Annotated in this window: 9 protein-coding genes and 1 tRNA gene; 4 read left to right on the forward strand and 6 right to left on the reverse strand. The window is 74.1% G+C overall.

The window, feature by feature from the left end:
- Positions 1-146 precede the first annotated feature (146 nt).
- The 3 genes from ABZ883_RS15575 (at position 147) to ABZ883_RS15585 (ending at position 2,674) form a co-directional block, all read left to right on the forward strand.
- Positions 147-1,016, forward strand: coding sequence for an alpha/beta hydrolase (locus tag ABZ883_RS15575; protein WP_360906145.1), 870 nt, complete (start codon positions 147-149; stop codon positions 1,014-1,016).
- Positions 1,017-1,107: 91 nt separating this feature from the next.
- Positions 1,108-1,179: transfer RNA gene (locus ABZ883_RS15580), tRNA-Cys, on the forward strand.
- A 277-nt stretch (positions 1,180-1,456) separates the two neighbouring features.
- Complete coding sequence (locus tag ABZ883_RS15585; RefSeq protein ID WP_360906146.1) at positions 1,457-2,674, forward strand: hypothetical protein; 1,218 nt, start codon at positions 1,457-1,459, stop codon at positions 2,672-2,674.
- Positions 2,675-2,719: 45 nt separating this feature from the next.
- Here the strand turns inward: ABZ883_RS15585 and ABZ883_RS15590 are convergent, their stop codons facing one another.
- The 6 genes from ABZ883_RS15590 to ABZ883_RS15615 all read right to left on the reverse strand — a co-directional run bounded on the left by ABZ883_RS15590 (position 2,720) and on the right by ABZ883_RS15615 (position 10,366).
- Positions 2,720-5,017 (reverse strand): molybdopterin cofactor-binding domain-containing protein, encoded by a 2,298-nt coding sequence (locus ABZ883_RS15590; RefSeq protein ID WP_360906167.1) that lies wholly within the window; start codon positions 5,015-5,017, stop codon positions 2,720-2,722.
- Positions 5,018-5,114: 97 nt separating this feature from the next.
- The gene (locus ABZ883_RS15595) at positions 5,115-6,365 is read right to left on the reverse strand and encodes a 2Fe-2S iron-sulfur cluster-binding protein (RefSeq protein ID WP_360906168.1); all 1,251 of its coding nucleotides are present in this window, start codon (positions 6,363-6,365) and stop codon (positions 5,115-5,117) included.
- Positions 6,366-6,421: 56 nt separating this feature from the next.
- Positions 6,422-7,315, reverse strand: a complete 894-nt coding sequence (locus ABZ883_RS15600; protein WP_360906147.1) for an FAD binding domain-containing protein — start codon at positions 7,313-7,315, stop codon at positions 6,422-6,424.
- A gap of 297 nt (positions 7,316-7,612) precedes the next feature.
- Positions 7,613-9,310 carry a beta-N-acetylhexosaminidase gene (locus tag ABZ883_RS15605; protein ID WP_360906148.1) on the reverse strand — a complete coding sequence of 566 codons (1,698 nt, stop codon included), beginning with the start codon at positions 9,308-9,310 and terminating at the stop codon, positions 7,613-7,615.
- A 178-nt stretch (positions 9,311-9,488) separates the two neighbouring features.
- Positions 9,489-9,776, reverse strand: coding sequence for a DUF3039 domain-containing protein (locus tag ABZ883_RS15610; RefSeq protein WP_360906149.1), 288 nt, complete (start codon positions 9,774-9,776; stop codon positions 9,489-9,491).
- A gap of 11 nt (positions 9,777-9,787) precedes the next feature.
- Positions 9,788-10,366, reverse strand: coding sequence for a YqgE/AlgH family protein (locus tag ABZ883_RS15615; protein ID WP_319664520.1), 579 nt, complete (start codon positions 10,364-10,366; stop codon positions 9,788-9,790).
- Between the two features lie 252 nt (positions 10,367-10,618).
- Here ABZ883_RS15615 and murA point away from each other — a divergent pair, with 252 nt between their 5' ends.
- Positions 10,619-11,953 (forward strand): UDP-N-acetylglucosamine 1-carboxyvinyltransferase, encoded by a 1,335-nt coding sequence (gene murA / locus ABZ883_RS15620; RefSeq protein WP_360906150.1) that lies wholly within the window; start codon positions 10,619-10,621, stop codon positions 11,951-11,953.
- Positions 11,954-12,159 lie beyond the last annotated feature (206 nt).

A 12,159-nucleotide genomic window follows, 5' to 3' on the forward strand; every position in this document is an offset into this window, starting at 1 on the left:
CCGGGAATCGGCTCGGCTTCGGCGGTCGTCACCCGGACAGGGTAAGGGGCGTAGGCGGCTTTCGCCCCTGGCGTCCATGAACAACGGGGTCGGCCTTTCGGCCCAGGGCCGGAGATGGACCGCGCCGGGCCGGGAAGGCGTAGGCCATGCCGCACTGCACTTCGTACGACGGAACCGAGATCGCCTACCGCGACCAAGGGGAGGGCCCGGTGCTCCTCGCGCTCGCCGGCGGGCCCGGCCGCGACGCCGCGTACCTGGGCGACCTGGCCGGGCTGGACACGGTCAGGCGCCTCGTCGTGCCGGACAGCCGCGGCACCGGGGACACCGCGCCGGCCGCCGACCCGCTGGCGTACTCCTTCCCGCGGCTCGCGCAGGACGTGGAGGCGCTGCGCCGCCATCTGGGCCTGGAGCGGTTCGCCCTGCTCGCGCACGACGCCGCCGCCGCGACCGCGCAGGCGTACGCCGCCGAGTACGGGGGCCGGCTGACCCACCTGATCCTGGTCGCGCCCGGCTCGCGGTTGCAGGGCGTCCGCCCCGACGACGCCCGCGTGATCTTCGAGGGCAGGGCGGGCGAGCCCTGGTGGCCCGAGGCCGTCGCGGCGCTGGGCGAGCTGGAGAGCGCCGACGACCTGGACCGGGTCCGCGAACTGCTGCTTCTGGTGGCCCCCATGGCGTACGGCCGCTGGGACGCCCCCCAGCGCGCCCACGCCGCCGGCGAGGGCACCCAGACGCACCCGGTCCCCCGCGCCGGCTTCTGGCAGGGCGTCGACGAGCAGGCCCGGCAGGCCCTCCTGGACCGGCTGCGCGAGGTGACCTGCCCCGTCCTCGTTGTCACCGGCGACCGCGACGCGGTCACCGGCATGCGGGCGGGCGAGGCCGTCGCGGACTCCTTCCCGCACGCCCGCCTGCGGCCCCTGCACGCCGTCGGCCACTACCCCTGGGTCGACGAACCCGCGCTGTTCCGCCCGGTGGTGGAGGAATTCCTCATGGGCGGGTCGGCTCCCGGGCCCTCATGAACGGCGTATGGCAGTCCTGTTGCGGCCCCGCCCGATCCGTTGACCCGTCCCGGGCGGGGCCGCCTATGGTCGAACCACGTCGACAACGCCCGGCCGTGTGCCCGAGTGGTTCAGGGGCTCGACTGCAAATCGAGTGACGTGGGTTCGATTCCCGCCACGGCCTCCGACGAAGGGCCCGGTCCGCTCCCCAGGGAGCGCACCGGGCCCTTCCGCCGTACCGGCACGGCACGACACGGCGGGCGGAACCGTCCAGGTCGCCCGGCTGTTCATCCCGGAGATGTCGCGAATTCATTCGCTTGACATGTGTACCATCCCCAAGTCGGTCGTAGCGAAGGGTTCACGTGTCCATATCCGAAGAGCTGCGTCCAGGCGCGCTCCCCGCACAGCGTCGAACCGGCTCCCGCCACACGGACACGCCTCCGGCCCGCCATGGCCGCTGGGTGGCCCCCCTGGTGGTCGCCGTCCTGTTCTCCCTGTTGCAGGCAGCCGGCTACTCCGGAGTCAGCTTCAGCAACGACTCCTACCGTTACGCGCGCAGCGCACTCCACCTGCTGGGCGACTCCCGGGCGGACGCCCAGGCCGAGGCGCTGAAGGCCTACTGCGCCAACACCACCAACCGGGCACAGCGGCTCGACGACGTGAATCCGGCGCGCTACACCCTGCCTCCGCGGCAGCCGCAGCAGTACCGGACCTGCCTGACCCGCTACGCCCAAGGGCTGGAACCGGCGGCCCCGGAGTACGACCGGATCTTCGACACCCGGCCCGGTTACCCGCTGGTGGTCGCACCGGCCGTCGCGGTCCTCGGCGTGATGCCGGGCATGTGGCTGACCGATCTCGCCATCACGCTGGCCGGCTCCTTCCTGGTCCTCTTCCTGCTCCGCGCGATCGGGGCGTCGCGAGCGGCGGCCCTGGCCGGGCAGATCCTCTACCTGGCCTGCCCGATCGCCTACTGGAGCATGCGGCCGCTGTCGGAGGGGCTGGTCAACGACTGCGCCCTGGCCGCCGTCCTGGCCGCGTGGTGGCTGGTGAAGGGGCGCACGGGCGCCGGTGCGGCCGTCCTTCTGGGCTCCTTCGCGCTGCTGTCCCTCGTCAAGTACTCCACCGCGCTGCTGCTCGGCGCGGGATTCGTGGCGGCCGCGATCGCCATGTTCGTGTTCAGCCGGGTGCGCGGGCGCGGCGTGCTCCTGCTCGCGGGGCTGTCCTTCGCGGTCACCGCCGCCAACGCCGTCGTGATCAGGCTGTGGTCGCTGCCGAGCACCGGCGAGACGTTGCAGGACACGTTCACCGACCACTTCCTGCTGCCCGCCGTCCCCGACCCGTGGGCCCAACTGCTCGACCTCAACATGCGGTACTGGCCTCATTGGGTCGTGACGCAGGCGCTGGACCCGCTCTTCCTGGCGTGCACGGCGCTCGCCGCCTGGGCGCTGATCCGCCGCGGGACGCCCGTGATCACCTGGCTCTGCCTGGTGCTCCTGGTCACGGGGCTGGGCGCGGCCGTGGCCCACCCGGTGGCCGACCAGACGGAGCGGCTGTGGCTGCTCGCCTGGATACCCCCGGTGATCGGCCTCGTGCTCTGGCTGGACCTGCTCCGCCGCCCCGCCGGTCAGCCGGCGGCCGACACCACCGCCGCGGACGCCGTGAGCGCCGCGGCCCGCTGAACCCGACCGCGCCCGGCGGGTGAACCGCCGGGCGGGTCCCGTGGCTCACGCCTGGGGGCGGACCACCGCGTGCTGGGGGCGGATCGGCAGGCGGCTGACCGGGCGGCCGGTGGCGGCGCGGACGGCGGCGGCGACGGCGGCCGGGGAGACGACGACGGGGGCGGCGCTGGCGGCCTTGGCGCCGAAGGGGGCCAGGACGTCGCGCTCCTCGACGAGGCGGACGATGCGCACCGCGGGGGCGTCGAGCGCCGTGGGCAGGGCGTAGCCGGTGAGGTTGGGCCGCTTGACGACGCCGCGCGGGGCGCGCAGGTCCTCCATGAGGGCCATGCCGACGCCCTGGGTGACGCCCGCCTCGATACGGGCCCGCAGCTGCGCGGGGTTGAGGACGCGGCCGACGTCCTGTGCGACGGCCATCTCCACGACCCGGACCGCGCCGAGTTCGATGTCGACGTCGACCACCGCGCGCACGGCGCAGAACGCCAGGCCCACGAAGGCGTCGCCCTGGCCGGTCTCGTCGAGCCGGTCGGTGGGGTGCGGACGGCACTGCGCGGTGGCCCACAGCTCCTTGCCGGCCAGCTCCTCCTCGACGGTGGTGGAGAGCACCCCGTCGTAGCTGGTGATCTTGCCGTCGGCGATGGTGAGCAGTTCGGCGGACATGCCGAACTTCCCGGCGAGCGGCTGGAGAAGCTGGGTGCGCACCATCTTGGCGGCCCGTTCGACGGCGCCGCCGGAGACCCAGGTGTGGCGGCCGCGCGCGGCGGCGCCCGCCGGGGGCTGGTCGGTGTCGGAGGGCAGGACGCGGACGTCCTCGATGCCGAGGACCTCCTGCACGATCTGCCGGGCGAGGGTGGCGAAGCCCTGGCCGGTGTCGACGGCGGCGCAGATGACGGTGGCGGCGCCGTCGTGGACGCGCACGGTGGCGGTGGAGACCTCGTCGGTGCCCTCGGCGCCGAGCATGTGCACCATGCCGAGCGCGTAGCCCACGCCGCGGCGCACGGCGCCCGGTTCGCCGGCGCCCTCCAGGCCGCCGGGGAGCAGCCATTCGGACTCGTCGTCGTCCACGGGCAGCGGCGGCAGGTCGGCGTCGCGCACGGCCTTCAGCAGTTCGCCGACGGGCGCGGGGCAGGTGACGGACTGCCCGGTGGGCAGCAGGTCGCCGGTGGCCATGACGTTGCGCATCCGGATCTCGGCCGGGTCCAGGCCGAGTCTGGCGGCGAGCTTGTCCATCTGGCCCTCGTAGGCCGCGCAGACCTGCATCGCGCCCTCGCCCCGGACGTGGCCGGAGGGCGGGTTGTTGGTGCGCACCGCCCAGCCCTCGACGAAGACGTGCGGGACGACGTACGGGCCCGCGGCGAAGGCCACGGCGGCGGCCAGCGCGTCGGACGAGGTGTCGGCGTAGGCGCCCGCGTCCAGCAGCACCTGGGCCTCGACCTTGACCAGCCGGCCCTCGGCGTCGGCGTGGTGGCGGTAGCGCAGCAGCGTGGGGTGGCGGTGGCTGTGGCTGAGGAAGGACTCCTCGCGGGTGGCCACGAACTTCACCGGGCAGCCGGTCCTCAGCGCGAGCAGCCCGAGCGGGATCTGCACGCCGGAGTCCTCGCGGTCGCCCATCGCGCCGGGCACGCCGGTGACGACGACCTTGACGCGGTCCTGCTCCAGGCCGAAGCAGGCGGCGGCCAGGTCGCGGTCGGTGTGCGGGTCGGTGGAGGCGACGTAGAGCTCGACGCCGCCGTCGGGGCGGGGCACGGCGAGGCCGGCCTCGGCGCCGATGGGGGCGGGGTCCTGGCGGCCCACCCGGTACAGGCCCTCGACGACGACCTCGCCGACCGCGTCCGGGTCGCCGAACTGCAGCGGGATGTGCCGGATCAGGTTGCCGTCGGGGTGCAGCGGGGGTGCGGAGAAGGCCCGTTCGGGGTCGATGACGGGTTCCAGCACCTCGTACTCGACCTGGATGGCGGCGGCGGCCAGCCGGGCGGTGTCGGGGTGGTCGGCGGCCACGGCGGCGATGGCCTCGCCGTGGTGCCGGACGGTGTCCTTGGCGAAGACCGGGCGGTCGGCGACGCGGCGGCCGTGCATGGCGTCGCCGGGCACGTCCTCGTGGGTCACCACGGCCCGTACGCCGGGCATCGCGACGGCTTCGGCGGTGTCGATGGAGACGATGCGCGCGTGCGGGTGCGGGGAGCGCAGCACGGCCGCCCACAGCAGGCCCTCGGCCCACAGGTCGGCGGCGTAGGGGTAGGTGCCCTGGGCCTTGGCGGCCGCGTCGGCGGCGGGCAGCGAGGTGCCGATGCCCAGACGGTGCGCGTCGGCGGGCGGCGTCTCGGCGGCTTCCGCCGGGGTGCTCATGGCCGGAGTGGCCGTCGCGGCGTCGGGGCCCGTCATCGCGCGTACCTTTCGCTGCCGCGAGGGGTGAGGGGGTGCGGGGTGCGGTGGAGTTGCGGGGTCACGCCGGGCCTCCGGTGGAGGGGCGCGGGTGCGGGACGCGGGCGGCCTCCGCGGCCGGTTCGCCGTCGGCGCCGTCGGCCGCCTCCGCGGCCTCCTCGCGCTCGGCGACGACCGTGCGGACGGCCTCCAGGACACCGTGGTAGCCGCTGCAGCGGCAGAGGTTGCCGCTGATGGCCTGCCGGGTCTCCAGCTCGCTGGGGTGGTGGTTGCCCTCCAGCAGGTCGTGCACGGTCATCGCCAGGCCCGGGATGCAGAAACCGCACTGCACGGCCCCGCACTCGGCGAGCGCCCGCTGCACGTCCGAGGGCCGGCCGTCGGTGGACAGCCCCTCGACCGTGCGGACGTCGGAGCCCGCGGCGGTCGCGGCGGGCACCAGGCAGGAGGCGACGAGCCGGCCGTCGACCTTGACCGAGCAGGCACCGCACTCGCCCTGCTCGCAGCCGTCCTTGGCGCCGGCCAGGCCCAGCCGCTCGCGCAGGACGTAGAGCAGGGACTCGCCGAGCCACGCGTCGGTGACGGGGCGGTCGGTGCCGTTGACGTTGAGGACGTAGGAGGCCAGCGGGTGTTCGCTGTGCGGGTCCTCGGGCTCGTCGGCGCCGGCCTGTTCGGCGGACGCGTCCTCGTCCCCGGCGGCGCCGGCGTCGGCGCCCGGGTCCGCGGGACCGTCGTGGGGGGCCGGTACGGGCTCCGCGACCTCGGGCGGCAGGGGTGCGGAGTCCGGCAGCCGGTACTCGCCGGACTCCTCCGCGGTGCCGTCCGGGGTGATGGGCAGCTTCCACTGGCCGGTGGCGTCGGGCGGCAGCGACCATCCCTCGGAGGGTGGCGCCGGGGGCGGTGCCGGGGGCGGTGCCTGCCGGCCGGCGCCGGCCGCCCACGGGGCGGGATCGGGCGCGGACGCGAAGGCCCCCACCGAGTACTCGCCCGAGTCCCCCGGGTCGCCGGGGTGCTCCGGCCGTTCGTCGCGGACGACGGGGATGGCCCAGGTGGTCGCCGGGTCCTCGCCCCGCGCCGGGCCGGCGGGCGCCGCGGTGCCGACGGTGAGCGGGATGTCCGGGGGGCCCTGCGGGGGCTGCGGGGCGTATCCGTGGCCGGGGGCGGCGAGCGGGTCGGCGCCGGGCTCGGTCATGGACAGCTGCGCGGCGAAGGACACGTGCATGGTCTGGTCGGAGTCGTACTCGCCGTGGGGCACGGGCTGCCACACCCCGTGCCCGGGGGCGAATCCCCCGGCCTCCGGGCCGGGAGTCCCCATGGGGGGCTGGTCGGTCATACGCCCGTCCGATGTCCTGTCGTCGTACATGTCGTCGCTCATGCCAGTGCCCTCCCCAGCGCGCGGCGGGCCAGTGCGGCCACCGTACGCCGCAGCTGCACGGCCGCGGCGGGCAGTTCGGGGGCCGGTGTGCCGTCCGGGGCCGGCAGGGGGTCGGGGATGCAGGCGGCGGCGACGTACTCGCCGAAGGCCGTGAGGGCCTCGGGTGCCAGTGTCCGCTCGCCGTCCCAGTCGATCAGTCCGGCGACCCAGCGTTCGGCCTCGAGCGGCCGCAGCGGCACTGGTGCGACGGCTCCCACCGCGCAGCGTACGCCCCGGCGTGCCGGGTCGAGGACGAGGGCGACGGAGGCGATCGCACGGCCGGGCCCGGTGCGGCCGGTGGCCTTGAGGAAGGTCTGCGGCGCGTGCAGCAGCGGGACCCGCACGTACGCCAGGAGCTCGCCGGGCCGCAGCGGGTCCATGCCGGTGAGCAGGTGGCTGACGGGCAGTTCGCGGTTGCCCTCGGGCCCGGCGACGACGACCGAGGCCTCCAGGGCGGCGAGCACGGGCAGCGAGTCGCCGGTGGGCGCGGCGCCGGCGATGTTGCCGCCGAGCGTGCCGGCGTTGCGGATCTGCGGGGGTCCGGCCGCGCGGGCGGCGGCGGCCAGGGCGGGGATGAGCGCGGCGAAGTCCGGGCGGCCCATGCGGGCGTGGGTCAGGCCGGCGCCGAGGAGCGCGGCCCCGTCCGCGTACTGCCAGCCGCGGATCTCGCTGATCCGGCCGAGGCCGACGAGTCCCGCGGGGCGCAGCAGCCCGGCGTTCACGGCCGCCATGAGGTCGGTGCCTCCGGCGACGGGCACGGCTGCGGGCGTGGCGGCCAAGGCCGCCACGGCCTCGTCGAGCGAGGACGGCAATGCGACATCGCGCGTTGCCTGCCGTGCGTACGTGCTCACGCAGCTGCCCCTTCCCCGGCTGTCCGCGGTGCGGTAGCCGTACGGTACGTGCTGACAGCCCGGACGTGGCAACTCTGGCACATCTTCCGGGGTGATCAACGCGAGGGTCGCAAAGGGAAGCCCGCCCTCCGGATGGACATCCGACCGCTTTGCACCTTTCTCCAGTCGGCGGGGCGAAATGGTGCAAGTGTAAGAAATGCCATCCTTCGCGCCTCTTGCGGTGTTTGACCGTTTGGTCGTTCGCCCCATCCACCCTGCCAGCCCCGGCCGTGCCGGGGCCGCGGGTTGTGGCAGGGCTCACACGATCGGGGGCGGGCCCTCGATCGGGCGTCCGACGACTCCGGGACGCCGCTGCCACGGCAGCGGGCCGCCCGGCGGCCGGTATTCGACCCCCAGTGCGTCAAGTCGCCCGTAGTGGGTGGCCATTCGCGCGAGGAAGCCCTCGACGTCGCGTTCGGCCGGCGCCGGCAGCGGGCTCCACGCGGTCTCCGCGAACGCGGCCAGCCTCGGGAAGGCCATGTAGTCCACGGCCCGCACCGTGTCCATCGTCTCGGTCCAGATGTTGGCCTGCGCGCCGATGACACGGGCCGCCTCGCGCGGGCCCAGGCTGTCCGGCACCGGCTCGAACCGGTAGACGTCCTCCAGGGTCCGCACGTGCGCGATCGGCACCGGCTCGTCGTCGCCGGGGGCCTGCCGCCAGTCCAGGTAGACCTGTGACTCCGGGCACATCACGACGTCGTGGCCCGCCCGGGCGGCCGCGATGCCGCCCTCGTAACCGCGCCAGGAGGACACCGCCGCGCCCGGCGTGAGGCCGTACGCGGTCGTCTCGTCCCCGGGCACCCGCTCGCCCTGCGGGCGTTCCTTGCCGCGTCCGGCACCGCCTTCCAGGATCTCGTCCCAGCCGATGAGGCGCCGGCCCCGGTCGGCCAGCCAGCGGTCGAAGTGCCGCACGAACCAGCTCTGGAGCTCGTCCTCGTCGCGCAGGCCCAGCTCCTTGATGCGGGCCTGGACCACGGCCGACGCCTTCCACTGGTCCTTGGGGCACTCGTCGCCGCCGAGGTGCACGAAGGTCGACGGGAAGAGCGCCAGGACCTCGGTCAGCACGTCCTCGTAGAAGCGCAGGGTGCTCTCGACCGGTGCCAGGACGTTGGGGTTGATGCCCCAACCGGTCAGCACCTCAAGGGCGGTGGTGTCGACCACGTCGGTGACGCCGAGTTCGGGGTAGGCGGCGATGGCGGCCTGCGAGTGCCCGGGGATGTCGATCTCGGGGACGACGGTGACGTGCCGCTCGGCGGCGTACGCGACGATCTCGCGGATGTCGTCGTGGGTGTAGTGACCGCCGTGCGGGCGCTCGTCCCACAGCGGCGACTCGCGCAGGCCCACCTTGGTGCGGGTGCGCCAGGAGCCGACCTCGGTGAGCCGCGGGTGGCGGCGGATCTCCACCCGCCAGCCCTGGTCGTCCGTCAGATGCAGGTGCAGAACGTTGAGTTTGTGCGACGCGAGCAGGTCGACGTAGCGCAGGACGACGTCCTTGGGCATGAAGTGCCGTGCGACGTCCAGCAGTACCCCGCGCCACGCGAAGCGGGGGGCGTCGGCGATGTCGCAGTACGGCAGGCGCCACGAGCGGCCCGGCAGCGGCGCCCGGCGGTACGCCTCGGCCCCCAGCAGCTGACGCAGCGTCTGCGCGCCCCAGAAAAGTCCCGCGGGCCCTCCGCCGTCGATGCGGACGCCCTGCCCGGGGGCCACCGACAGCCGGTAGCCCTCGGCACCGAGTTCCGCGGTGACCTCGGGGTCCAGCCGCAGGGTGATCGATCCGTCGCCCGCGCTGTCGCCGGGCAGCAGCGCGAAGCCGGTGGCCGCGCCGAGGACGGACCGCAGCCAGCGGGCGGCCGGCTCCGCCCCGGGGCCCGCGGACAGCGCCGTGCCGGGACGCAGTTCGAAGTGGCCGATGTCGGCGTGCCGGTGCGCCTCCACGGGCGCCGGGATGAGATCCATGGCGCCCATCCTGCCGGGCGGGACGAGATTGGCATAGACCATTCACGCCATCTTGGCGCCCCGCCGCCGCCCGCGCCCGGCGCCGCCCGCCCGCCCCCGTCGGCACGCCCGCACACCGGGCAGCGCAAAAGGCGCGACCGCCCTGTCCGGCGGCCGCGCCTGTCCGGGCCCGCAGCGGCTACTTCTTGCCGCTCTTGTCCTTGTCGCCGCCGCCACCGGCGGGCATGGACTCGAAGATCTCCTTGCACATGGGGCAGACCGGGTACTTCTTGGGGTCGCGGCCGGGCACCCAGACCTTGCCGCACAGCGCGACCACCGGAGATCCGGAGAGCGCGCTCTCCATGATCTTGTCCTTCTGCACATAGTGCGCGAAGCGCTCGTGGTCGCCATCGCCGTTCGACACCTGCGGGGTCGGCTCGACGAGGGTGCCGGTGCCCGCCCCGCGCTCGGGCTCAAGAGTGCTCATGGCACGCAAGCCTAATTGAGAGACGGATCGTCCGGGTACGTGGCGACCATCGCGAGTTCGCTGCGCTGCCGCCGCAGCACCGACCGCCACAGCTGCTCCGGGTCGGGCGAGAACACGTCCCCCGGCTCGGACTCCACCACGTACCAGGCGCCCTCGACGAGCTCGTCCTCCAGCTGGCCGGGCCCCCATCCGGCGTACCCGGCGAAGATCCGCAACGAGCCCAGCTCGGCCGCCAGCAGCTCCGGCGGCGCCTCCAGGTCCACCAGGCCGATCGCGCCGAACACCCGGCGCCAGCCCAGCGGCTCCCCGTCCTCGCCGTCCCGGGGCTCCCCGGGGACGACCGCCAGACCGAGCGCCGAGTCCAGGGAGACCGGGCCCCCCTGGAAGACCACCTGCGGGGAGCCGGCGAGGTTCGCCCACGGCTCCAGGACGTCACCGACACCGACCGGTGTGGGACGGTTGAGGACCACACCCAAGGAGCCCTCCTCGTCGTGGTCGAGGAGCAGCACCACCGCCCGGTCGAAATTGGGGTCCGCGAGGGCGGGCGTCGCGACGAGGAGCCTGCCGGTGAGCGATGACACTTCGGTCATGGTCAACATAATCCCGCATTACCCCTCCGCGCGGGGTGGCAATGCGACGCATCAGGTACTCCCGGGACGCCCGGGACAGCCGTGGCGGCAACCCTCCGGCACCGCGCGACCGCGCAGGGTGCTGTAGCGAAGCCATTACATGAGTAGGACCTCACAGCCCTGACCGCGGGCACGGAAGGCCGATTACCATTTCCCTCCGGTGCCTGCGGGGACCCCGCCTCATTTCTGCCCCTCTCCAGGAACGCGAGAGCAATGACCGGCCTTAACGATGTACTGCTCGTCCACGGCGGCACCCCGCTGGAGGGTGAAATCCATGTGCGCGGCGCGAAGAACCTCGTGCCGAAGGCCATGGTGGCCGCCCTGCTCGGCAGCGAGCCGAGCCGGCTGCGCAATGTGCCCGCCATCCGGGACGTGCGCGTGGTGCGGGGCCTGCTGCAGCTGCACGGCGTGACGGTGCAGGAGGGCGAGGAGTCCGGCGAGCTGGTGCTCGACCCGTCGAAGGTGGAGAGCGCCAACGTCGCCGACATCGACGCGCACGCGGGCTCCTCACGCATCCCGATCCTCTTCTGCGGCCCGCTGCTGCACCGTCTGGGGCATGCCTTCATCCCGGGCCTGGGCGGCTGCGACATCGGCGGCCGGCCGATCGACTTCCACTTCGACGTGCTGCGCAAGTTCGGCGCCGTCATCGAGAAGCGCCCCGAGGGCCAGTACCTGGAGGCCCCGCAGCGGCTGCGCGGCTGCAAGATCGAGCTCCCGTACCCGTCGGTCGGCGCGACCGAGCAGGTGCTGCTGACGGCCGTCCTGGCCGAGGGCGTCACCGAGCTGAGCAACGCCGCGATCGAGCCGGAGATCGAGGACCTCATCTGCGTCCTGCAGAAGATGGGCGCCATCATCACGATGGGCACCAACCGCAGCATCCACATCACCGGCGTGGACAAGCTCGGCGGCTACAACCACCGCGCCCTGCCGGACCGGCTGGAGGCCGCCTCCTGGGCCTGCGCGGCCCTGGCCACCGAGGGCAACATCTACGTCCGCGGCGCCAGCCAGCGCGAGATGATGACCTTCCTCAACGTCTTCCGCAAGGTCGGCGGCGCCTTCGAGGTCGACGACCACGGCATCCGCTTCTGGCACCCCGGCGGCCCGCTGAACGCCATCGCGCTGGAGACCGACGTCCACCCCGGCTTCCAGACCGACTGGCAGCAGCCGCTGGTCGTGGCGCTGACGCAGGCCTCCGGCCTGTCCATCGTCCACGAGACGGTCTATGAGTCCCGGCTCGGCTTCACCTCGGCGCTCAACCAGATGGGTGCCCACATCCAGCTCTACCGCGAGTGCCTGGGCGGCACTCCCTGCCGCTTCGGCCAGCGCAACTTCCTGCACTCCGCGGTCGTCAGCGGCCCCACGCGACTCCAGGGCTCCGACCTGGTCATCCCGGACCTGCGCGGCGGCTTCTCGTACCTGATCGCCGCCCTGGCGGCGCAGGGCACCTCGCGGGTGCACGGCATCGACCTGATCAACCGCGGCTACGAGAACTTCATGGAGAAGCTGGAGAAGCTCGGCGCCAAGGTCGAGCTGCCCGCCGCGAGCTGACCGGCAGGGCCCTGGAGGACCCTTCGAGGCCCGCCGGGGCCCCGGGCGGTCGCCGGGCCCTCGAAGGGGCCCCAGCGGGCCCCCAGGCGTGCGAAAGGGCGGCCTCCCCGGTCGGGGGAGGAGCGGCGAGGTCCAGGCCGGTGAGGGCGAGACCGGTCGCGGTGGTGTGCACATGGGCGTCGGTGAAGGCCGGGGTGACCAGCGCG

Source organism: Streptomyces sp. NPDC046977 (genome assembly GCF_040644455.1).
In the GTDB taxonomy this organism is placed as follows: domain Bacteria; phylum Actinomycetota; class Actinomycetes; order Streptomycetales; family Streptomycetaceae; genus Actinacidiphila.